This window comes from Acinetobacter sp. CIP 64.7, from assembly GCF_000369745.1.
GTDB classification, from domain to species: domain Bacteria; phylum Pseudomonadota; class Gammaproteobacteria; order Pseudomonadales; family Moraxellaceae; genus Acinetobacter; species Acinetobacter fasciculus.
Window position 1 is genome coordinate 15,061 of sequence record NZ_KB850183.1, and the last position, 22,946, is coordinate 38,006.

The window sequence follows — 22,946 nt, forward strand, 5'->3', positions numbered from 1 at the left end:
AATACTTTCTGAAAACACCTTAATATCTGAACTTATGTTGATTTCACCTAAGTTTCTCATTTTTTTATGCTTTTTAATTGCTCAAAAAACCTGCATAAAGCCCAGGCTTTCATTTAAAGTCGGCTTTTCATGTTTATCAAGACTGTGTATAACAATGAACCACTAGAGGGAAAGCAATAAGCATAGGCAAAATTGCGCAAAAAGCGTTAGACTATGTACCCAATAATGTCATGATTCGGTCTGATCAAGATCAAAAAAGAAGGTGAAGGTTGATGCCGCTCAATACTGTTGAAGAGCTTGTAGCAGATATCCGTGCAGGAAAAATGGTCATCCTGATGGATGATGAAGACCGTGAAAATGAAGGCGATTTGGTGATTGCTGCCACACACGTACGTCCTGAAGACATCAACTTCATGATCACCCATGCACGTGGTCTGGTCTGCCTGACTTTAAGTAAAGAGCGTTGCCAGCAGTTGAATTTACCTTTGATGGTAGATGCCAACGGCGCCCAGCATGGGACCAATTTCACCCTGTCGATTGAAGCGGCTGAAGGCATTTCTACCGGTATTTCTCCGGCTGAACGTGCGCACACGATTCAAACCGCTGTGGCTGCTCATGCCAAACCGGCAGATATTGTACAGCCAGGACATATCTTCCCGCTGATGGCGCAGCCAGGTGGTGTATTGCACCGTGCCGGACATACTGAAGCAGGTTGTGATCTTTCCCGTTTAGCAGGACTGGAACCGGCTTCTGTGATTTGTGAAATCATCAATGAAGATGGCACGATGGCGCGCCGTCCGGATCTTGAAGTGTTTGCTGAAAAGCATGGCCTGAAAATTGGAACGATTGCCGACCTGATTCATTACCGCATGACTAATGAACAAACGGTTGAGCGTATCGATCAACAAAGCATTGATACTGAATACGGTAGCTTTGACCTATACCGCTATCGTGAACTGGGCAACCCGGATATCCATTTAGCCTTGGTCAAAGGTGAGCCTAAAGAGGGCGTGACCACGGTGCGTGTGCATGGTTTTAATCCGACCCGTGACTTGCTGAAACTGAAAAAACAGGATGGCGAGCCGGCCTGGAACCTGGATCGTGCCCTGAAAGAAATTTCCAATAGTGATCGTGGTGTGCTGGTCTGGATCGGTCAGCGTCATTTGCAAGATCTGGGCCCAGCATTAGATACCCTAAAAGCACCAAAAAATGTAAAATCAAATGCTGCACTGTCTCAGCAGTATCAGACCATTGGTGTGGGTGCACAAATTTTGCGTGATCTAGGCGTTGAAAAAATGAAGCTGCTGAGCTCTCCATTGCGTTTCAATGCCCTGTCAGGCTTTAACTTAGAAGTGGTGGAATACATCACCGCACAACAAACATCTTAAGAAATCATCGAGGTTGTTATGGCAGTTCGCCGTATTGAAGGTATGTTACATCTCGCGAACGAAGACCGTTATGCGATTTTAGTTGGTCGTTTTAACAGCTTTGTGGTTGAACATCTGTTAGAAGGTGCCATTGATACATTGAAACGTCATGGTGTATCAGAGGATAATATCACTGTTGTTCATGCACCTGGTGCCTGGGAACTTCCTGTAGTTGCGAAAAAACTGGCAGCTTCAGATCGTTTCGATGCCATCATCGCGCTTGGCGCCGTGATTCGTGGTAGCACGCCTCACTTCGATTTCGTTGCAGGCGAATGTGCCAAAGGTTTGGGCGTAGTTGGCCTCGACACTGGCTTGCCTGTCATTAACGGTGTACTCACTACGGACAGTATTGAACAAGCGATTGAACGCTCTGGAACAAAAGCAGGCAATAAAGGTAGCGAAGCTGCCCTGACTGCGATTGAAATGGTTAACTTGTTAAAGGCTATTTAACGCTATGTCGCAAACACTTCAAGCAACTTATGCAGCAAAACGTAAAGCACGTCGCTTTGCTGTACAAGGAATTTATGAATGGCAGATGAGCCACAATCCGGTGCATGAGATTGAAGCACGTACGCGTGTGGAAAATGCCATGCACAAAGTGGATCTGAGCTATTATCATGAATTGTTGACTCAAGTGGTTGCCAATCATGAAGAGCTGGATGCGCTCTTGGTTCCGGTACTTGATCGCGAACTTTCAGCACTGGATGGTGTTGAGCTTGCAACCCTTCGTCTTGGTGCCTATGAACTCAAAGAACATCTTGAGATTCCATATCGCGTAGTTCTGGATGAAGCAATCGAACTGGCTAAACATTTTGGCGGTGCCGACAGCCATAAATACATCAACGGTGTATTAGATCGTTTAGCGACAACCTTGCGTGCAGCAGAAAAACAGCAGTCTAACTAATAGCGTAGATATGTTGGATGGCTGAATTTTCGATTATCGACACCTATTTCAATCGCAAGAATGCCAATTCTGTCGATTTAGGCGTCGGTGACGATTCAGCCTTGCTCACCCCCCCTCCTCAGCAACAACTGGTCATCTGTGCCGACACCCTGGTTGCTGGACGCCATTTTCCAATGGACACCAATCCGCATGCGATTGGCTGGAAATCTGTGGCTGTCAATTTATCTGATATTGCTGCGATGGGTGCAACCCCGCACAGTATTTTACTCGCATTGAGCCTACCCCAGATTGATCATGACTGGCTAAAAGCTTTTAGTCAGGGTCTATATGATTGCTGCGATCAATTTGGGGTGAGTTTAATCGGTGGTGATACCACTCAGAGTCCTCATTTAACCCTGTCTGTCACTGCATTAGGCTGGGTGGATATTGGCCAGGCTGTGCCACGCTCAGGGGCGAAACCGGGTGATCTGGTCTGTGTCAGCGGCACCGTTGGAGATGCTGCTTTTGCACTACAGCATCTTGGTCATCCACTGCAAAAACGTCTGGATTATCCAACGCCACGTTGTCAGCTCGGTGCTGCCCTAAAAGGTCTGGCGCATAGCATGATTGATATCTCGGATGGTTTGGCACAAGATCTTGGACATATTCTCAAAGCTTCTCAAGTCGGTGCAAAGCTGCAACTCGAAAACTTACCGATCAGTCCTACCCTGCAGACATTAGACGATGCACAAAAATGGCAGTATGCACTGGCAGGTGGTGACGATTATGAATTATGTTTTACACTAAGCTCGCAAAATTACGAAAAATTATTGCAAAAACAACTTGATGTTTCGATTAGTATGATCGGCACAATTCAGCAGCAAGACGGCTTAACTTTTGAAAAAGATGGCACAGACCATTTATTTCAATTTAATGGGTATCAACATTTTGCATAAACCTGCGATCAATTTTAAAGCCATGTCATGGACCGACCGACTGATTGTATTTAGTGGGGTAGGATTTGGTTCCGGTCTCATCCCCAAAGCACCGGGTACTTTCGGTTCGGCCTTTGCACTTTTATTTATCCCTATCTGGCTGCATTTTGGTTTTCTAAACAGTGTTTTTGCCATTGCTATCATGTCCCTGATTGGCATATATATCTGCGGGCATACTGCTAGAGTCATGGGTGTACATGATGATGGCCGCATCGTCTGGGATGAATTTGCCGGACAATCCATCACATTTTTGCCCCTGATCTATTTAGGCCAGATGAACTGGTTATGGTTGCTCATCGGTTTTGCCCTGTTCAGGTTATTTGATATCTGGAAACCTTGGCCGATCAGGGTGATTGATCGTCAAGTGGCTGGTGGCTTCGGCATCATGCTGGATGACATTATTGCCGGCCTTTGGGCGGCTCTTTGTATTTTGCTTTATTTTTACTTCATCGTGGCATAAGCCATATTTAGGATTAGAACATGTCAACGACTGTTATTATTCTTGCTGCAGGTAAAGGAACGCGCATGCGCTCTAGCTTACCGAAAGTATTACAACCCCTTGCAGGACGTCCTTTACTGCGTCATGTCATTGAAACGGCAAAAAAATTAAACGCAGATAATATTATTACGATTTATGGTCACGGCGGTGATCGGGTTCAGACAGCATTTGCACAAGAGGATATTAAATGGGTCGAACAGGCTGAACAGCTGGGTACCGGTCATGCCGTACAAATGACCTTGCCTGTCCTGCCACAAGACGGCGTCTCGCTGATTCTTTCCGGCGATGTGCCGTGCATTAATCCTGTAACCTTACAAAAATTACTCGATGCCACTGCAGCAACCGGTATTGGTCTGGTGACGCTTACCCTGCCAGATGCCAATGGTTATGGTCGTATTGTGCGTGAACAGGGTCAGATCCAGGCCATTATTGAGCACAAGGATGCTTCCGAAGAGCAACGTCAGATTAAAGAAATTAATACCGGTATTTATGCGGTCAGCAATGCCAAACTGCATCAATGGCTGCCAAGTTTAAGTAATGACAATGCTCAAGGTGAATATTACCTGACGGATATCGTCGCGATGGCTTTGGCAGATGGTATGCAAGTTGCATCGGTAGAACCTGAGCAGGCTTTTGAAGTTGAAGGGGTAAATGACCGGGTGCAGCTGGCTGCTTTAGAACGTCAGTTCCAGGTTTATCAAGCAAAACAGCTGATGCAGCAAGGCGTACATCTGATTGATCCAAGCCGCTTTGACTTGCGTGGCAATTTGACTGTCGGTCAGGATGTCCGCATTGATATCAACGTGATTATCGAAGGTGATTGCGAGCTGGGCGACAACGTTGAAATTGGCGCTGGCTGTATTATCAAGAATACCAAGATTGCAGCTGGCACCAAGGTTCAGCCATATAGCATTTTTGACAATGCTATCGTCGGTGAAGATACCCAGATTGGCCCTTTTGCACGACTGCGTCCGGGTGCGAAGCTTGCTGCCGAGGTGCATATCGGTAACTTTGTAGAAGTGAAAAATACCACAATTGGCGTAGGCTCTAAAGCCAACCACTTCACCTATCTCGGGGATGCTGAAATCGGTGCCGGTTCTAATATTGGTGCAGGTACCATTACCTGCAATTATGATGGTGTGAATAAATTTAAAACCATCATTGGTGATCAGGCTTTCATTGGTTCGAACAGTTCATTGGTTGCACCTGTGAAAATTGGCAATGGTGCTACAGTGGGTGCAGGCTCGACGATTACTCGTGATGTGGAAGACAACAGTTTGGCGGTAGAACGTTCTAAGCAATTTGCCAAAGAAAACTATCCACGTCCGCAAAAAATCAAGAAATAAGGGGGAATAAATATGTGTGGTATCGTCGGTGGCATTGCAGAACGTAGTATTACCAATATTTTGATTGAAGGCTTAAAACGCCTGGAATACCGGGGTTATGATTCAGCAGGTTTGGCACTCATCAACAATAGCCAGGTCCTGCGTGAACGTCGTGTCGGCAAGGTCGCGAACCTTGAACAGGCCGTAAATGAATCACAGATCAGCGGCTCACTTGGCATTGCACATACACGCTGGGCAACCCATGGCAAACCGACTGAAGAAAATGCCCATCCGCATATTTCTGAAAATGTGGCAGTGGTTCATAACGGGATCATTGAGAACTATCAAGAACTCAAAGATGATCTTGAAGCTTTGGGTTATGTCTTTACTTCACAGACCGATACAGAAGTGGTTGCACATCTGATCAATGACGCCCTGAAATCCACCCCCAGCTTAATGGAAGCTGTGCGCCAGGTGGTACCACAACTCAAAGGTGCTTATGCCCTAGGTATCGTGCATACAGATCATCCGGATGAACTGATTACCGTACGTGAAGGTTCGCCACTCGTCATTGGTGTGGGGATTGGCGAGAACTTTATCAGTTCTGACCAGCTGGCGCTGCTCCCGATTACCAACCGTTTTATCTACCTGGAAGAAGGTGATATTGCCCGTTTGACCCGCACCACGATTGAAGTTTTTGTCGATGGTCAACTGGTCGATCGTCCGGTCAAGGAACTGGATGCTGCGGTCAGCAATGCCTCTAAAGGTGAATATAAGCACTACATGCTCAAAGAAATTTATGAGCAGCCTGAAGCGATCAAACAGACCATTTCCCAAGCCTTAAATGGTAATGACTTGCGCGAAGACTTCCTTGCCAGTGCAGAACAGGACTTCGCAAAAATCCAGCAAATCCAGATTATTGCCTGTGGTACCAGTTATCATGCCGGCATGATTGCCAAATACTGGTTTGAACAGCTGATTGATCTGCCGTGTCAGGTCGAGATTGCCAGCGAATTCCGTTATCGTACGCCAGTCATTGTGAATCACACACTCTATGTGTGTATTTCCCAATCCGGTGAGACTGCCGATACCTTGGCTGCATTACGTGATACACAGAAACGTGCGGCGGCCAAAGGGCTAGACATCACTACGATGACTATCTGTAATGTCGCTACATCATCGATGGTACGTGAGACCCAGCATAGTCTGTTGACATTGGCAGGCCCTGAAATTGGTGTGGCGTCTACCAAAGCCTTTACCACCCAGCTTGCTGCTTTAATGCTGTTGGTATTAAAAATTGGTTCGGTCAAAAATAGCATTTCTACAGAACAGATGACGAAGATCAGCACAGAACTCTGGCATTTGCCTAAAGTGATTCTGGACACTTTACGTCATGATAATGAAATTTTAGGTCTGTCTGAGCTGTTTGTTGAAAAGCAGCATTGCCTGTTCCTGGGCCGTGGTACGCACTTCCCGATCGCACTGGAAGGTGCACTCAAGCTGAAAGAAATTTCCTATATTCATGCTGAAGGCTATGCTGCAGGTGAGCTGAAACATGGTCCATTGGCACTGGTCGACAATGACATGCCGGTGGTGATTCTGGCACCGCAAGATGACATGCTGGATAAACTGAAATCCAATATGGAAGAAGTTCAGGCACGTGGTGGCGAACTGTTTGTCTTTGCCGATGAAAACAGCGGCATTAAAGCCAAAGAGCGTCAGCATGTGGTACATATTCCGGCAGTCAATGCAGTGCTGGCACCGATTGTATATAGCATCCCGGTGCAGTTACTGTCTTATCATGTGGCAGTGCTGCGTGGTACAGATGTCGATCAGCCACGTAATCTGGCAAAATCGGTTACGGTAGAATAATTAAAATTGAATCAGGGCTGGTGTGTTCGTATAATTAAGTTTGTATCAAATAATTAAGTTTAGATTTAATTATTTAAGTTTGTATATTAATGAAGTAAACGAACAAAACCCTACCCTGTAGACCTAGTGATTCTTCACCAAGTCTACAGGGTTTTTAATATAATTAAATTCAAATTAGAATCACCCCAGAAATATAAAATTATTACTAATATATTCAACAATATAAATATATAAAAATCCCACCCTAGATTCAAAAAGCATCCCTTTTTGACCTCACCTTGAAAACATTTCATTTTTATTTAAAGTATGCTTCCCCTTTCTGAGCAAGAATTCGTATTTTAAAGTGGAAGAATCTAATACAAACTTAATTTCACTTAAAACTCAGGATACCAAATTTTAATACAAACTTAATTTTAAAATTAAAATATAAAGAACAATTAATATCAACAACTTAAGAAAAAAAATAAAACAAACTTAATTAAATTCCCATAATTAGGCGCAATATTTGGTCATAAAGCAAAATAAGGGATAAGGAGCTATGTGCAAATTCTGAATAAGTCTACTAGCTATTCCTGTTACTAGCAGCCCACCTTATTTAAAATTAGGTATTTCATTCACTGGATATATTAATGTTAATGGATTTGATGTTAATGAGATAAAGCCAAAACGCTGATAAAACTCTATGGCTTTTTGATCTTTTGCATGTATTACAACAAAATTAACACCAATAATTTGAGCAACTTTTGAAACTTGTTTAAGAGCCTGAGCTAAAAGTACTTTTCCAATTCCTTGCCCTGCGCTGCTTGATCAACGGCAAAGCGACCCACAACCACACAAGGTAATGGATAACGAGGTAATCGTTTAGTGAAAATAGCATTAAATCCTATAGAGGTACTTGATAGACAATAAAATCCTCTCACCTACTGTGTATCATCATCAATAGCAACATAGGTTTTACTTGTTCCTGATTTCTGATGTTGGGATGTGTATTATTTTATGGATTTATTTAGATCATCTTGCCCACAATTAAATGATTTTTTCTGATGATGGTCTTGTAAAACCTCAATTTTCATCCAATAAACTCATTAATTTTTTCATCTCATCATTTGCAGGGCGTGGATTTTCAAGCAAATTCATTAACATATCACGATCAGCATTATTTACTTTTAACTCGTGATGATATTTAAGTAATTCTTTTGCTCGTTCAAATGAGGATTGGATCATAAAGGAACTCACACTAAGACCCAATAAATTCGCAGCTTGCTCAATTACATTCTTTGCATCTACAGTTGAACGAACATTGATTCGTTCTGTTGCTAAGTTAGCCATATTTCCCACCAACTTGTGCATCAATATGATGTACAAGTTATAGCAGATTAAGGCAGTACTTTAAGATTCAAATTTGCATATTTTGTTTTATTAAAATATTTGGAATAGAAAATAAGCATTTTACTATGAACCAGAATGAATGGTCGGGTTTGAGTCTGAATATGCAGTTGGTTTACATAAAAATATGCAACGATGTTTACTAAGATGTAATTTGAATACTTTTGCCTATCCTAAACGTTTTTTAAACTCAGCAATTGAGTGCTAAAATACCCGATAAATTATTAAGCTACTGAATTTAAAAAACAATTAAATAAAAATTATAAAATTTTGTTTGTATATAAATATATTTAAGTTTGTATATTTATGCCAAATACAAAATTATCTTCCTTGAGATATGATGAATTATCAACCAAAATTCATAGGTCTTCTGTATGACAAAAATTATAAAAAACTATGAGGAATTAGTAAAAGAAGGATATGGCCAAGGCCATGGACGAAATTATAAATCTTGCAAAACTGTTCATAACTTCAGTTCAATTGGTCGCTCTCATAGAGTACAAGGTCGTGTGAGTAAACGTCTTCACCACTTGTTTTCTGATCTAGAGTTATCCACCTTTTTGCTGCTTGACTGGAATCAGAACGTTACAGATATTCGTGAACATTATCCTTTGGATATCTATGATCTTAACTCCATCTGTTCTCGTTACCGGATGAAAAAGGTATCGGTTGATTATCTACCTTTTACCCTATCTTCAGATTTTTTAGTTGATTTTGGTAAGTTTTCTATAGCCCTCGACACTCTTTATAGTAAGGATTTGAATAAAGCACATATTATTGAGTCTTTAGAAATTAAACGTCGTTACTGGGAAGAAGAGCACAATACGCCATTCAAGCTGATCACTGAAAAAGACATTCCTGCTACGGTACTAGAGAACATTAAATGGCTGTATGTAGAAAAAAATGACCTTGAAATAACAAATCACATGATTGATCAAGCAGTTTATTTTATGGAAGAAATTAGCCAGTACCCTCAAAGCTCATTAATCCAATTTTGTAAGCATTCTGACCAAACTCAAAAAATGGGTATCGGAGCGACGCTCGCATCGTTTAGAAAATTATTTGCACTGCGAATACTTCAATTTAATCTAGAAATTTCGTACTTGGAGCTTAAACTCTCTGATATTCATGCAAGTAATTTGCTCCAGAATGAGAATACAGTCCATGCAACTAATTAATTCAGTTTACATCTTGAATTCAACACAATACCGAATACTCAAATTCTTACCGCAGTATACGGTATGGATTGCGATTGATAATAAAAATGCTTTTCCTGAACTCATTTTGTCTAAGGAACTTCAAACTCTCTCAGATGATCAAAGCCTGATACCAGCGCAAGATCCTTATGAATACTTAAAACGATTAAACTTGAGTGAAGATTCTATTCAACTCAAAAAAAGAGATGAAAACTTTTTAATTATTCAAGATTTAATTAATGATGAACAAGTTCTTATCAATACAAAAATCAGGACTGCAAAAATTAAAACTATACATCTAGAGAAAGAGGTATCAATTAATAAAATTCTACGACTCCTAAGACGCTACTGGCAGCGTGGTCAAACGATAAATGCTTTGGTACCGGACTATGAAAACTCAGGTGGAAAAGGCCAAAAAAGAGCTATAGGTGATAAAAAAATTGGCAGACCACGCATCTATGAATCGAATGAAGGTAAGAATATCACTGAACAGGTTGAATTATATTTTAAGAAAGCCATCGAAGAGTATTTAGTTCCTGTCAAAAAACAATCCATTAACGAAACTTATCTTCGGTTTAAAAATTTATTTTCTAAGCACTTTCATCAAGTGCAAGCCGCAGATATTCCAACCTATGCCCAATTCTATTATTTTTATAATAAGCGATATAGAAATAAGAACAATTCCAAGGAAATTCTGAAGAATCAGAAAACTCTGAAAGATCACAAACCTCTGACTTCAACAGCGACCAAGCAAGCAAATGGTCCTGGTGCACGTTATGAGATAGATTCAACAATCGCTGACATCTACCTTGTATCATCACGGGATCCATCACAGATTATTGGCCGACCTACCGTATATATTGTTATCGATGTATTCAGCCGGATGATTACTGGGCTTTATGTCGGCATGGAAAACAGTTCCTTTAATACAGCCATACAATGCCTCAGCGTTGCAATCCAAGATAAAGTGACATTCTGTCAGAGTTATGGCTTGCAAATACAACCAGAAGACTGGCCTATTTATGGTTTACCTGGTGCCATACTTGCAGACCGCGGTGAACTAATTGGCTATCAAATTGAACTTCTTGAAAAAAACTTTTCTGTTCGTATTGAAAATGCGCCACCGTATCGAAGCGATGCCAAAGGTATTGTGGAGAGGGCTTTTGGAATCATTCAGTCACGCTTTAAATCCTACGAGAATATTGGTGTTGTTTCTGGATTCAAGGAAAAAAAGAAAGGCGGACATGATTATCGACTAGAAGCTTGTCTAACTCTGGAAGAGTTCAGAAAAATCATCTTAAGCTGCGTCTTTTTACGCAATAATTTTGATATTTTGACGAAATATGATCGTAGTGCCGATATGCCGACTGACCTGCCTTCTATCCCCCTTAAGCTCTGGCAGTGGGGTCTACAGCACCGTACTGGGATGTTAAGACAAGTGGATAACAAATCACTATATGTTGGCTTGTTACCTAGGACCGACGCCTCCTTAAGTGACAAGGGACTTAAAGTCAAAGGCTTACTCTATCAATGTCTGGAAATGCATCAACAAGGCTGGTTTATTCGTAACACGACCAAATCCCGCCCGAAAAAGTTGCGGATTGGTTTTGACCCATACTCAGTAAATACCATTTATGTTTTCTTTGATGAAAATAAGTTGGAATACTGGGAAGCGCACTTAAGTGATGCCTCACGTCAATATCAGCATCTGACCTGGTGGGAAGCTGAACAAATTCAAAAAGCAATCAAAACTGTTGAAAAACAGCATTCACAACTAAAGTCCGTAGCCATCAGTGAATTGCAGGATTTTACTGACAAAATCATCCACACAGCACAGAGCCGGCAGGCTCAAGCAGGAGTTCACCAACTTTCTAAAGCACAACGTACTCGGGATATTCGTCAGAACAAACAAGAAGCAATTCAGGTGGAACGTGAGGAACATCTCCAAAATAGGTCTGTCAATTCTATCCGGACTATCCATCCCAACCAAGACAATCCTCCAACACCCCCATCTCACAGCAGCAATCTGGATTTGACCAGTCAACCAGACTTAATGAGACAATTATTTGAAGAGGACGATGAAGAATGAATAATAATGAACTCGCGGTCAACACATCGATAGAAGACATCTATGGGGATAATCCTCTCATTACTCAATTACCGCCCATTCTTGACACGAAGTCGGTTATTAAACATCTACGAGGGAAATTAAAATTTATTCCAGAGCAGCGTTTTTTGCCTCAACCAGAAAGAATTCATCTAATTGCTCAACTGCCTCATGATTTTTTCCAACCACTCACCAAACATCTATCCCTTGAACAAAAAATTTCTATCATGATCCGGCAAGGTTATGTGAGTAGAAACATCAATAATGGTGATCGACACAGGCATTTGCACGCGGCTTTTCAACAACTAGAACCTTCAAACGAAAGCTCTTACCGCTACGCTCCTCCAGAATCGACAGCCACTAGTATGTCTATTATAGGATGTTCTGGGAGTGGGAAAACGACCACGATGAACAAGATTTTGCGTTATTATCCGCAAGTGATTGAGCATAAAGAACTGGGGTTAAAGCAAATTGTTTATCTTAAAATTGATTGCCCGCATGACAGCTCTTTAAAAAACTTATGCTCAAACTTTTTTAGAGCAGTAGATTTAGCATTAGGAGATACTAACTTCGAGCATCGTTTTACCAGAAGCCGCTTAAATGTAAATGCCATGCTGCAGCAGATGAAAATCATCGCAAATAACTATTCAATTGGACTTTTAATCATTGATGAAATCCAGCATTTGAATACAAAAAAATCTGGTGGGGCCGAGATTATTCTTAATTTCTTTGTAACTTTGGTGAATGTCGCATCCATTCCGATCGTGATGATTGGGACACCCAAAGCCAATGAAATTTTGCAAGAAGACTTGAGATCAGCTAGACGCAGTGCAGGATTAGGCTCTTTAATCTGGGAACCTATGCGTAATGAAGCCCCTACCCCCGATCCTAGTACTCCCGATCAAATGATTATTTCTGAATGGCATGCTTTTACAAATAAGCTATGGCAGTATCAGTGGGTTCAACAACCAGCTGAACTGACCGATGAATTAAGAGCCACTTGGTATTATTATACGCAAGGTATTCCGGATCTAGTGGTTAAGTTGTTCTGTCTGGTACAAATTCATGCAATCACCATCGGTCTGGAAAAAATCACCTCAGAATTATTTAAAAAAGTCTACGAAGAACAATTGCAGCCAGTCCACGATATTCTAGATGCACTGCGTTCAGGCAATCCTGCACGTATTGCACGGTATTCTGACCTCACTATCCCTCAAGTTCAAATTGAGGAGTATGTTGAACAACACCGTTTTAAAGCCGCATTAAAAACAGAAAAACAGCATAAAGATCTGGGACCGCATTATTCTACTTTAATAGGTATGCTGACAGTATTAGGTCATCCCGCCGCTACAATAGAACCGCATGTCACTTCTGCATTAAAAAAATATCCAAACGAAAACTTACAGGTACTCCTCCAGCATATTCTGGAAGTATTAGACAGCCCTGTAGCAGAAGATAAGTTTAAACAGCATCAAACCACGACTCCGGCAAGGAAGCCACGGACATCTCGTAAAGTCATGAAGCCGGAGGAATGGAAAAGTACTGAAGCCAATGACTTACGAGTTTTTTTCAGTCAGGCACAAGAACAGGAAGTAGATGTTTATGAGTTATTAAAATCATCTCACTATTTGTTTGATCCTACCCGTCCCATTTTGCATTAAGCAGAAAAAATGGAGGGTAAGGTATCATGATTTCAAATTTTCCAGCACCATATCCAAATGAATTGATTTACAGTGTGATTGCTCGTTATGCTGTTCACAATGGGATTCTGAGTCCAAAATATCTCACTGAAGAATTATTCAATAATAGGAACTTGACACCAACTTACGATTTACCTTCTCATCTAGACAGGGTGGCCAGTTACTTACCAGATCACTATGATGCGCTTATTTTAATCAACCAACACACCCTGTTACCAATTTATCAACCATTTCAACCTGATACAGTAATGCGTTATGCTGTGCAGGCATTGCGAGGTGAGCAGTATCAATCCCTGCATACCAAATTAGGAAAAAATGCATCGCGGATCAAAGCTGTGAGTTTTTTCCGGTTCTGCCCTCATTGCTGGCAAGAACAGATGCAGCAATACGGTGAAGTTTATTGGAAACGCAGCTGGCAGATTACTGGATACGAATATTGTACAAGGCATCAGCAATCTCTTTCTGTGAGTTCTATGTCTTGTAATGGGATAGACCGAAAATTCTATTTTGCTCATTTGAATGCACTGAAAGACTCTTCACAGCTTGTGTTTAATCCTCAAGACGTAAATCATCATATCGAGCTTGCAGGACTGATCGAAGAGCTACTCGCTCATTCAACATCCATTAGTGTGCAAGATTTTTCTACTTTATCAGATACTTATTTCCTTCTCTTAAAAGATAGAGATTTACTATTAAATCGCAAAAATATCAATTACGAAAAAGTCCGTCAGCTTGTTGTCGATTATTGGGGCGAAAGTTTTCTTCAATATTATCAATTAGGTGATCTGAGCTCTGAGAACTGCTGGCTCAAGAATATCTGTAGAAAACATCGTAAAGCATTTTCTTATCTTGAGCATCTCATCGTATTAAAGGCACTTGTTCCCGAACAAAGTCCTATTTATACATACCAACAGTATTTGGATCTAGCGACAGTAGGTATAGAGGAACAAGCCATTCCTGTCACTGTAAAACACAAGACTTACCAAGTCCTGTCAGATGATCAACTGAAATGGATACAATTGATTCAGGATATGTCAGTCAAACTAGCTCGTAAACATGATGGTGCACTGTACGCACGTTTATATCGCAATCATAAAGATTGGCTGTTACAAATCAATCAAACCGCTATCATGACACCACTCTCTCTACCCAAACCACGTGTCGATTGGAGTATTCGGGATCGTCAGTTTATGAAACAATTGATTAAAATACGTGATGAATTATTAGAAGACTTAGACTCCCCACAATGGACCAAAAAGTTTTTAATTAAACAACTCGGGCATGTCAGCCTAATTGAAAAAAACTGGCATTTTCTGCCGTTGACCAAAGCATTTTTGGAGCGCTACGCTGAGTCGGTGGATTGTTATCAAATACGTCGTCTGACACGAACATATATTCGTCAACAAACTGAGAATAAATACTATCCACCGAGTGTTTTTTTACGTGTATCAGGATTAAGTGAGCAGCGATTAACGCCAGAAGCACGTCGATTTTTTAATAATATTTGGGAAGAAATAAAAAATGAGTGATTGTTCAACCGACTTTTTACCAAAAGAGATGATTTACTATACTGCGACAAAAATTAGTCGACGCGGTCAAACTCGGTTTGATATTGATACTCATTTGTTTAACCCTATTATTAACCGTCCTATTCAACTTAAATTACCGATTGAGAGTGTTCTTCTATACCGCTATAGAACCCAAATTGATGCCTCTCCTACAAAATTATTCACTCACACACTTGAACATGTAAATTTCACAACATTTAGAACTATTATTTTACCGGAGGGTGAGGATCAAAAAATACATGAAGGCCGGATATGTTTTGAATTTAATTACTACTCAACAGTTTTAAAGAAAAATATTACTATTCAAATACCTAAGCTTATCTTGGCCCGCGATTTATTTTTCTCTCATCCTTATTTAATTCGGGCGGCACTTTTTGCAGAAAATTATTCAACCGATGTTTTAGTGGATAGAAATGATGAAAAGGCTATTCATATTAATATAGCAAAAAACAAAAAAATTATGAACGCAGATGTCTCTGATCCTCATTTTTTGAAGAAGCTCGCTTTAATTTTATTACAGCCTGATTTAAATAAAGCCTTCCTTAGTATTTATCAGAAAACAATTATTGATCAAAAAGGCGCTAAAAGTTTTAATTTTGACATGGAAGTGCCTGATCTTAAAAATATTGATCTAACGGTAGATGGAATTTATGATAAAGAAACAGGTATTTACAGAATTGAGCGCATTACATCTTTCAAAAATCTTGATACAGCTATCAACCGCCCTATTCAATTTCATTTCACTTCAAAAAAAATCATACAACAGGTCAAAAATGCTCAAGGGCAAGGTTCAAACAAACCAAAACCAGCGAGTCAACCTAAAGAGAAATTGAATAAAAATGCTGAGGCAGATATCGATAAACTACTGGCCAAGCTGAGAAACCTACCTGGAGAAATTTATACAATTGAAGAATTAAAAATTTCTTTAGAGACACCTCCTGCTAAAACTGTAGTACGTAAAAGACGAAAGCAAATGGATAAAGATCAAAATCAAGAAGAAGGATTTGCTGGTGGAGAAGGAGATATAGAGGGTACAGTGCCTGGATTTACAACTGAATCAGAAATTCAACTAGAGCGAGTCACTTATAAAGACTTGATTAAACTACTGGAACAAATTGAGAAAAAAGGATATAAAATCAAAGAAATAAAGAACTCACCTTTTAAAAAATATAAACGTTTCAGAGGGCATAAGTTTGCAAACAATCAATTACGCTACTTTTATGTCTATAAAATTTTAAACATAGAAAATAATCATCAATTTTATTTGTGTGAAATTGATACTTCAGATGGTAAAAAAAATATCTCTACCTTATTACTCCCATATGAAGAAAAAACTCAACGATTAATTGAGACAGATTTAGAAATATTAAATAATTCAATACTGTTTCAATCACTCAGTTGGCCTAAAAAGTTTCTATCTGAAATGAGAGGTATTACTGCAATAACTACAATTAATCATCCTTCAAAAAAGGAAGAGGTAGAAGATGTAAATTATTACGCTGACTGGGCGGAACGGATCTTGGCAAAGGTAAAATCGATATAAATTTCACTAAGAGCTAACATATAAAATAGCATGCTGAAGTACTAAACTTTAAAAATTAGATGAATAAGTACTTTATACACTTAAACAGCTATTTTTAAAGAAGATATAAAAGTTAAACAGTAACTTGGCATATAGGAACTATTTTCCTCCTATAATGATACTTCCTCACTTCTCAGGAATTATTTAGAGAATTCAGATGACAGAACTCACTTGTTTTAAAGCCTATGATATTCGCGGCAAACTCGGCGCCGAGCTGAACGAAGAAATTGCCTATAGAATTGGTCGTGCCTATGGACAGATCTATCAACCAAAAACCGTGGTGATTGGCTGTGATATTCGACTCAGCAGTGAAAGCTTAAAACAGGCCACCATTCACGGTTTAAATGATGCGGGTGTCAATGTTCTGGATCTGGGCATGACCGGCACGGAAGAAGTCTATTTTGGCGCCTTCCATCTGGATGTGCAAGGTGGCATTGAAATCACGGCCAGCCATAATCCGATGGACTATAATGGCATGAAACTGGTACGTGAAAATGCCCGTCCAATCAGTGCCGATACTGGTCTTAAAGAGATTCAGGCTTTAGCAGAATCAGATGAATTTATTGACGTCAGCAATAAAGGCCGTACTGAGAAATATAATATTCTGCCTGAATTTGTAAATCATCTGATGAGCTATATTGATCCGGCAAAAATCCGTCCGATGAAACTGGTCATGAATGCCGGGAATGGAGCAGCAGGCCATGTGATTGATGCCATTGAGCAAAAGTTTCAACAACTCAATATTCCGGTCGAATTTATCAAAATTCATCATGAAGCTGACGGCAATTTCCCGAACGGGATTCCCAATCCGATTTTAACTGAAAACCGTGACAGCACCCGTGATGCTGTCATTCAGCATGGCGCAGATATGGGCATTGCCTGGGATGGTGACTTTGACCGCTGCTTCCTGTTCGATGAAAAAGGCCAGTTTATTGAAGGCTATTATATTGTCGGCCTTCTGGCTCAAGCCTTCTTGCTAAAACAATCGGGTGAGAAAATTGTACATGATCCGCGTTTGGTCTGGAATACCCTGGATATCGTGGAACAATACCAAGGGATTACGGTGCAGTCGAAGTCAGGTCACGCCTTTATTAAAGATGTGATGCGTGAGCATAATGCGGCCTATGGCGGTGAAATGAGTGCCCATCATTATTTCCGTGACTTTGCCTATTGCGATAGCGGCATGATTCCATGGTTACTGGCGATAGTAGTACTGTCTGAAACAGGAAAATCCTTATCTTCTCTGGTGGAGGAGATGATCGCCAAGTTCCCATGCAGTGGTGAAATCAACTTTAAAGTCGCCGATACCCAAGCAACCATCCAAAAACTTTTCGATCATTATGCCAATCAGCAGCCGGAGATCGATCAGACCGATGGGGTCAGCCTTAATTTTGGTGCATGGCGTTTTAATGTGCGTGCATCGAATACTGAACCGCTATTGCGTCTAAATATTGAAAGCCGTCGTGATCATAATCCACGACCAATGCAGGACTATGTCGATGAATTGACTCAGCTGATTCAGAGTTAATCTTCACGCATACAGTACAATAAAAATGGGAGCAATTTTGCTCCCATTTTTATTTAGCTTAAAAATTTTTTTTCAATAGTTCAAAGCTAATATTTTTTTTCATTTTCCGAGCAAATAACGTATTAGATTTCTGCATTCTATCGAAATCCATATCATCTAGTATTCTAGGATAATCAGGGCCAGTTTTCCAATCTATATATCTTAAAGCCATTTCTGGAGGTGTAAGTCCATAATCTAAATTTAAGTTTTCTTTAAATGGTGAATTATAGATAATAGTATGAAAGTAAACTTCATCTCCACAATACGATTTCTGAAACGCCACATCATAATTTGGATTTTTTTCTATATATTTTAATATATATTGGATTGCTTCTTTACTTAAGGTAAACCAAGAGGTTCCTTTATAAAGAATAGGCAGCTGATCTAGATTTTGCTTTAGAAAACCTAACTTGTGAAGATTGCTAATAATTTTACAAGCTATTTTTTTGATGAAAGATTTGTTTCTTTCGTAGAAAAAATCAGGATAAATATATTTAACTCTAGGTATTGGATCAACGTATTTATCGTGCCCTAAAAACTCTTTCCCAGATTCAAGCAGAAATTTTTCTATGGTATTGATATCTTTTAAAGGAATATCATCACCAGATAATAGAGAAAAATACTTATAATCAAATTCTTGTGCACAATTTAGTAATTTAAGAGTGGCATCAATTTGACTATACCCTCCCCACTGCACATCTACTCTATCTTCTATAAAGTGAATTTGTGCATGCTCTAGAATTTGACTTTTTATAGTATGAATATCTGTTTTTTTATCAACATGGATTATAATTATACTATGAGGACTTTTAATTAACTCATTGACTAAAAAGATCAATGGATTTGTTAATTGGTGACAAATAATTCCATATACAAAATTCATAGTTTATTTTCCATAGCCATTTGGATTCTGCTTCTGCCAGTTCCAGCTGTCAGCGAGCATATCCTCTAAACCATACTGAGGTTGCCAGCCCAACTCTTGGACTGCCCGTGCATTGTCTGCAAAACAAGTGGCCACATCACCTTCACGACGAGGGGCTAATTCAAATGCAATCGCAACACCATTCACTTGCTCAAAAGTATCTTTAACTTGCAGCACTGAAATTCCATTACCTGTACCAATATTCCAGGCACGGCAACCTTGCGCAGTTAAACGATTATTGAGGGCACATAAGTGTGCATTGGCTAAGTCAACTACGTGTATATAATCGCGCACACCAGTCCCATCCACCGTGTCATAATCATGACCGAAAATAGATAGCTTTTCACGACGACCGACTGCCACTTGAGTCACGAAAGGCATCAGGTTATTGGGAATACCTTGTGGATCTTCCCCAATCTGGCCACTTTTATGCGCGCCGACCGGATTAAAATAACGTAATAAGGCAATCGACCAACGTTCATCCGCCACAGATAACTTTTCTAAGAGCTGCTCAACAATCAGCTTGGTATAACCATAGTTATTGGTCGGCATTCCGGTAGGCATCTCTTCATTTAAAGGTGAAGGATTATTTTCGCCATAGACCGTTGCTGAGGAACTAAACACCAGTTTAAAAACCTGTGCGCGTTGCATGGCCTGAACCAGGCTGATTGAACCGGCAATATTATTGTCAAAATAAGCTAATGGTATTTGCTGGCTTTCTCCGACCGCTTTCAGACCGGCAAAATGAATCACGGCCTCAATCGAGTGTTGCTGAAATACCTGATCTAATAATTGAGCATCACGGATATCACCTTGTATAAATGTCAGGCTTTTTTGGGTCAACTGTTGCACCCGATTTAAAGACTCAGCAGCGCTATTGCACAGATTATCTAAAACCACCACCTCATGGCCGGCATTTAATAACTCAACACAAGTATGCGAACCAATATAGCCTGCCCCGCCCGTTACCAGAATTTTAGCCATGCTGCTTCCCTAATAAAATGTTAATTAAACCTTGAGTTGAAACATCCAGACCACCTAGCTCAGACTGTTCACCATTCAAAATAGGCAGCAACTGGTTGGCAATTTCCTTGCCTTTTTCCACGCCCCACTGGTCAAATGGGTTGATATTCCACAGCACCGATTGCACAAAAACTTTATGTTCATATAGAGCAATCAGCATACCCAGACTATAAGGATTCAGCTCTTGCATCAACAGCGTACTGCTCGGTTGGTTGCCTTCATACTGTTTATAGACTGGCAAACTCTCTAATTCTTTTTGGTCCAAAGCCTCATTACCAAAGGCCAATAAACGTGATTGCGCCAAGCAGTTAGACAGGGCTAAATGATGCTGTTCCACCAGCGCTTCGGCACTGTCTGCATAGGTATATTGCTGACTGTTATAGCGCTTGACCGGCGCAATAAAGTCACAACTCACTGACTGCGTACCTTGATGGAGGAGCTGATAAAAGGCATGTTGCGCATTCGGTCCCACTTCGCCCCAAATAATCGGACAGGTATCCAGCTGAACTTTTTCACCATCACGTTGAATCGACTTACCGTTGGATTCCATTTCCAGCTGCTGCAAGTAGGAAGCAAAATATTTTAGCCGCCCATCATAAGGCAGGATGGCATGGGTCTGAATATCCAGGAAATTGTTATTCCAGGCCCCCAATAGTCCCATCAAGACTGGAATATTCTGTTCAAAAGGCTGATACTGAAAATGCTGATCTACGGCATAAGCACCTGCTAGCAGCTGCTTAAAACCTTCAATTCCGATACTCAAGGCAATTGGCAATCCGATACAGGACCAAAGCGAATAACGTCCTCCGACCCAATCCCACAACAACAGCTGATTTTCTGGAGCAATCCCCCAAGTGGTCATTTTCTCCGGTTTGGTCGATACCCCGATAAAATGATGCTTGAGAATATAAGGATGCTGACCCAATGCTTTTTCCAGCCACAAACGTACGGTCTGGGCATTGGTCAGGGTATCAATCGTGCCAAATGATTTGGACGAAATGATAAACAGCGTGGTTTCCGGACGCAGCTGATGCAACAACTCGGACAGCTGACTGCCATCCATGGTCGAAACAAAATGTACGTTGAGTGGCTGGGCAGACTGATATTTAAAATCAGATAAAGCATGGGTGACCATTAGAGGGCCAAGATCTGAACCACCGACCCCAATATTGACCACATCCTGAATCACTTCACCGGTGGCGCCACGACGCTGCCCGGCATGGATTTGCTCGACCAAGGCATACATGCGCTCAAGTTGAGCATGCACATCAGCGGCCAGATCCGCATGCTGCTGATCCTGTGCTGGCAAGCGTAATGCCCAATGCATGGCAGCACGTTGCTCGGTATAATTAATATCCTGATTTGAAAATAAAGACCCAATCCAGGATCTTAGGTTTTGTGCATCTGCCCATTCAATCAGGTCCTCCATCACCGTGTTATCAATTCTGTGTTTACTATAATCGAAGACCAGCTGTTCAAACTGAATTGAATATTTGTTAAAACGCTGGGGGTCTGCGGCAAACAGTTCTCGTAGATGCACCGCATCAAGTTGTTCTTTGCTCGAGGCGAGTTTTTGACACACAGTTTCAGTATTTAGATCTGGTTTAAGCTGACTTAACATTAACGTCCCACCCCAATATAATTAAAACCACGCGCCTTGATATAGGCCGGATCATACAGATTACGCCCATCCAAAATCAGGGGATGCTGCATCAGTTTAATGAGGTGTGGATAATCTGGACTACCATACTGCTTCCAGGCAGTCATCAAACATAAGGCATCCGCACCTTCGACGGCCTGATATTGATCTTCACACAGGATTAGATCCTGCCGTATCCCATAGACTTTTTTAATATTGGCCAATGCTTGCGGATCATGCAGTTTGACCGTCACCCCTTGCGCCCATAATGCAGTGAGCATGGCATGCACTGGAGATTGCTGGATGCTCGGGGTATTTTCTTTAAAGGCTGCGCCCCAAATCGCCACCACTTTTCCCTGTAAATCGCCACGGAAATAATTCCATAGTTTGCGGAACAGTAATTCTTTTTGTTGTTCGTTAATCTCCCAGACCTGTTCCAGTAACTGGTTTTTCACCCCCGAATCTGCTACCGCATGCGTTAAGGTGCGGATATCATGCGAGAAGTTCTCTCCACCAAAACCGACTCCTGGAAACAAATAGGCGGAACCAATCCGGTTATCCGCAGCCATGCCCTGACGCACCTGTTCAATATCAATCCCAAGTTTTTCTGCCACACTGGCCAGATCATTCATATAACTGATCCGGGTGGCCAGCATGCCGGAAATACTGAGTTTGGTAAATTCGGCATCCAGTACCGGCATAAACAGATACTGCTGCGCACGCGGAAACAAGGGGCGTAACAGCTCTCTGGTTTTAGCCTGTGCATCTGCATGATCACAGCCCACGATCAGCTGCGTGGCCTGAACAAAACTACGCAGGGCATTACCTTCCTGAATAATATCGGGCAGATAAATCCAGTCATCATTCGGCAGCAGTTGCTGAAAACGTTGGGTACCATGCAAGCCAAAGGTCGAAGCATTAATCATCAGCTTGGGATGAGCAAAACAGGCATGCCGAATGGTATCCAGCATCTGAAATGCCTGCTGCTCTTCGGTGGCGTTAAAACTAAAGAAAAAAACATCCTGATTAAAATCCAGATGCTGAAAATCACAACAGTTTAAAAAACCGGATTTTTCCTGTTTTTGCAGCAATGACTGCAAGGATTCATCCTGAAAATAAGTCCGGGCTGGCTCATCTGCACTGAAGCTGTTACACCACACCACCTGATGACCACATTCAGACAAAAGGGCCGAAATGACCCCGGAAAATAAGGTTTTCCCCAGTACTGCGACTTTCATAGTATTCCTTTGTTATT

Annotated in this window: 18 protein-coding genes and 1 pseudogene; 13 read left to right on the forward strand and 6 right to left on the reverse strand. The window is 41.0% G+C overall.

All coding sequences use genetic code 11. The features are described from left to right. Positions 1-272 precede the first annotated feature (272 nt). Genes ribBA through glmS form a run of 7 tightly spaced genes read left to right on the forward strand, consistent with a single transcriptional unit; the run spans position 273 to position 7,001 of the window. On the forward strand, positions 273-1,388 hold the full coding sequence (ribBA, locus tag F890_RS16855; RefSeq protein ID WP_005268135.1) for a bifunctional 3,4-dihydroxy-2-butanone-4-phosphate synthase/GTP cyclohydrolase II: 1,116 nt from the start codon (positions 273-275) through the stop codon (positions 1,386-1,388). A gap of 18 nt (positions 1,389-1,406) precedes the next feature. Then, a complete protein-coding gene (ribE, locus tag F890_RS16860) occupies positions 1,407-1,877 on the forward strand; it encodes a 6,7-dimethyl-8-ribityllumazine synthase (protein ID WP_004280926.1) in 471 nt (156 codons plus the stop codon). 4 nt (positions 1,878-1,881) lie between these two features. Then, a complete protein-coding gene (gene nusB, locus F890_RS16865; RefSeq protein ID WP_005173752.1) occupies positions 1,882-2,331 on the forward strand; it encodes a transcription antitermination factor NusB in 450 nt (149 codons plus the stop codon). 17 nt (positions 2,332-2,348) lie between these two features. Then, the gene (gene thiL / locus F890_RS16870; protein ID WP_005268136.1) at positions 2,349-3,266 is read left to right on the forward strand and encodes a thiamine-phosphate kinase; all 918 of its coding nucleotides are present in this window, start codon (positions 2,349-2,351) and stop codon (positions 3,264-3,266) included. Next, positions 3,244-3,765, forward strand: a complete 522-nt coding sequence (locus F890_RS16875) for a phosphatidylglycerophosphatase A family protein (protein WP_026056540.1) — start codon at positions 3,244-3,246, stop codon at positions 3,763-3,765. Before thiL ends, F890_RS16875 begins: the two co-directional genes overlap by 23 nt. A 20-nt stretch (positions 3,766-3,785) precedes the next feature. Next, a complete protein-coding gene (glmU, locus tag F890_RS16880; protein ID WP_005268139.1) occupies positions 3,786-5,150 on the forward strand; it encodes a bifunctional UDP-N-acetylglucosamine diphosphorylase/glucosamine-1-phosphate N-acetyltransferase GlmU in 1,365 nt (454 codons plus the stop codon). Between the two features lie 12 nt (positions 5,151-5,162). After that, on the forward strand, positions 5,163-7,001 hold the full coding sequence (glmS, locus tag F890_RS16885; RefSeq protein ID WP_005268142.1) for a glutamine--fructose-6-phosphate transaminase (isomerizing): 1,839 nt from the start codon (positions 5,163-5,165) through the stop codon (positions 6,999-7,001). Positions 7,002-7,592: 591 nt separating this feature from the next. Here the strand turns inward: glmS and F890_RS18400 are convergent. Both F890_RS18400 and F890_RS16890 read right to left on the reverse strand, forming a co-directional pair. Beyond that, positions 7,593-8,074 (reverse strand): annotated as a pseudogene (locus F890_RS18400) (GNAT family N-acetyltransferase). Then, complete coding sequence (locus F890_RS16890) at positions 8,064-8,330, reverse strand: type II toxin-antitoxin system TacA family antitoxin (RefSeq protein WP_004728824.1); 267 nt, start codon at positions 8,328-8,330, stop codon at positions 8,064-8,066. The pseudogene F890_RS18400 and the gene F890_RS16890 overlap by 11 nt, the downstream one beginning before the upstream one ends. A 431-nt stretch (positions 8,331-8,761) precedes the next feature. Between F890_RS16890 and F890_RS16895 the strand changes: the two genes are divergently transcribed. The 6 genes from F890_RS16895 to F890_RS16920 all read left to right on the forward strand — a co-directional run bounded on the left by F890_RS16895 (position 8,762) and on the right by F890_RS16920 (position 18,068). Further along, the gene (locus tag F890_RS16895; RefSeq protein WP_005268144.1) at positions 8,762-9,565 is read left to right on the forward strand and encodes a heteromeric transposase endonuclease subunit TnsA; all 804 of its coding nucleotides are present in this window, start codon (positions 8,762-8,764) and stop codon (positions 9,563-9,565) included. After that, positions 9,552-11,672 (forward strand): Mu transposase C-terminal domain-containing protein, encoded by a 2,121-nt coding sequence (locus F890_RS16900; RefSeq protein WP_005268145.1) that lies wholly within the window; start codon positions 9,552-9,554, stop codon positions 11,670-11,672. Before F890_RS16895 ends, F890_RS16900 begins: the two co-directional genes overlap by 14 nt. Further along, complete coding sequence (locus tag F890_RS16905) at positions 11,669-13,351, forward strand: AAA family ATPase (RefSeq protein WP_005268146.1); 1,683 nt, start codon at positions 11,669-11,671, stop codon at positions 13,349-13,351. The genes F890_RS16900 and F890_RS16905 overlap by 4 nt, the downstream gene beginning before the upstream one ends. Before the next feature lie 26 nt (positions 13,352-13,377). Further along, positions 13,378-14,919 (forward strand): TnsD family Tn7-like transposition protein, encoded by a 1,542-nt coding sequence (locus F890_RS16910; protein ID WP_005268147.1) that lies wholly within the window; start codon positions 13,378-13,380, stop codon positions 14,917-14,919. Beyond that, positions 14,912-16,501, forward strand: a complete 1,590-nt coding sequence (locus F890_RS16915; RefSeq protein ID WP_005268148.1) for a Tn7-like element transposition protein TnsE — start codon at positions 14,912-14,914, stop codon at positions 16,499-16,501. The genes F890_RS16910 and F890_RS16915 overlap by 8 nt, the downstream gene beginning before the upstream one ends. Positions 16,502-16,697: 196 nt before the next feature. Then, entirely contained in the window at positions 16,698-18,068 is a 1,371-nt protein-coding gene (locus F890_RS16920; protein WP_005268149.1) for a phosphohexomutase domain-containing protein, read from the forward strand. Between the two features lie 58 nt (positions 18,069-18,126). Here the strand turns inward: F890_RS16920 and F890_RS16925 are convergent, their stop codons facing one another. From F890_RS16925 to F890_RS16940, 4 genes are read right to left on the reverse strand one after another with little or no spacing between them, the layout of a single operon-like run. Further along, complete coding sequence (locus F890_RS16925; protein ID WP_005268151.1) at positions 18,127-18,990, reverse strand: beta-1,6-N-acetylglucosaminyltransferase; 864 nt, start codon at positions 18,988-18,990, stop codon at positions 18,127-18,129. Between the two features lie 3 nt (positions 18,991-18,993). Then, positions 18,994-20,013: a UDP-glucose 4-epimerase GalE gene (galE, locus tag F890_RS16930; protein ID WP_005268153.1), complete on the reverse strand. Its 1,020-nt coding sequence runs from the start codon at positions 20,011-20,013 to the stop codon at positions 18,994-18,996. Then, on the reverse strand, positions 20,006-21,673 hold the full coding sequence (gene pgi, locus F890_RS16935; protein ID WP_005268154.1) for a glucose-6-phosphate isomerase: 1,668 nt from the start codon (positions 21,671-21,673) through the stop codon (positions 20,006-20,008). Before pgi ends, galE begins: the two co-directional genes overlap by 8 nt. Continuing rightward, positions 21,673-22,929, reverse strand: a complete 1,257-nt coding sequence (locus F890_RS16940) for a nucleotide sugar dehydrogenase (protein ID WP_005268155.1) — start codon at positions 22,927-22,929, stop codon at positions 21,673-21,675. Before F890_RS16940 ends, pgi begins: the two co-directional genes overlap by 1 nt. Between the last annotated feature and the right edge of the window lie 17 nt (positions 22,930-22,946).

Excerpts from the sequence above, each read along its gene's own strand:
- ribBA (WP_005268135.1), top strand. The coding sequence starts at position 273 with ATGCCGCTCAATACTGTTGAAGAGCTTGTAGCAGATATCCGTGCAGGA.
- F890_RS16940 (WP_005268155.1), bottom strand. The coding sequence starts at position 22,929 with ATGAAAGTCGCAGTACTGGGGAAAACCTTATTTTCCGGGGTCATTTCG.
- thiL (WP_005268136.1), top strand. The coding sequence starts at position 2,349 with ATGGCTGAATTTTCGATTATCGACACCTATTTCAATCGCAAGAATGCC.
- glmU (WP_005268139.1), top strand. The coding sequence starts at position 3,786 with ATGTCAACGACTGTTATTATTCTTGCTGCAGGTAAAGGAACGCGCATG.
- F890_RS16915 (WP_005268148.1), top strand. The coding sequence starts at position 14,912 with ATGAGTGATTGTTCAACCGACTTTTTACCAAAAGAGATGATTTACTAT.
- pgi (WP_005268154.1), bottom strand. The coding sequence starts at position 21,673 with ATGTTAAGTCAGCTTAAACCAGATCTAAATACTGAAACTGTGTGTCAA.
- galE (WP_005268153.1), bottom strand. The coding sequence starts at position 20,013 with ATGGCTAAAATTCTGGTAACGGGCGGGGCAGGCTATATTGGTTCGCAT.
- F890_RS16905 (WP_005268146.1), top strand. The coding sequence starts at position 11,669 with ATGAATAATAATGAACTCGCGGTCAACACATCGATAGAAGACATCTAT.
- F890_RS16875 (WP_026056540.1), top strand. The coding sequence starts at position 3,244 with ATGGGTATCAACATTTTGCATAAACCTGCGATCAATTTTAAAGCCATG.
- nusB (WP_005173752.1), top strand. The coding sequence starts at position 1,882 with ATGTCGCAAACACTTCAAGCAACTTATGCAGCAAAACGTAAAGCACGT.
- ribE (WP_004280926.1), top strand. The coding sequence starts at position 1,407 with ATGGCAGTTCGCCGTATTGAAGGTATGTTACATCTCGCGAACGAAGAC.
- F890_RS16895 (WP_005268144.1), top strand. The coding sequence starts at position 8,762 with ATGACAAAAATTATAAAAAACTATGAGGAATTAGTAAAAGAAGGATAT.
- F890_RS16925 (WP_005268151.1), bottom strand. The coding sequence starts at position 18,990 with ATGAATTTTGTATATGGAATTATTTGTCACCAATTAACAAATCCATTG.
- F890_RS16900 (WP_005268145.1), top strand. The coding sequence starts at position 9,552 with ATGCAACTAATTAATTCAGTTTACATCTTGAATTCAACACAATACCGA.
- F890_RS16890 (WP_004728824.1), bottom strand. The coding sequence starts at position 8,330 with ATGGCTAACTTAGCAACAGAACGAATCAATGTTCGTTCAACTGTAGAT.
- F890_RS16920 (WP_005268149.1), top strand. The coding sequence starts at position 16,698 with ATGACAGAACTCACTTGTTTTAAAGCCTATGATATTCGCGGCAAACTC.
- glmS (WP_005268142.1), top strand. The coding sequence starts at position 5,163 with ATGTGTGGTATCGTCGGTGGCATTGCAGAACGTAGTATTACCAATATT.
- F890_RS16910 (WP_005268147.1), top strand. The coding sequence starts at position 13,378 with ATGATTTCAAATTTTCCAGCACCATATCCAAATGAATTGATTTACAGT.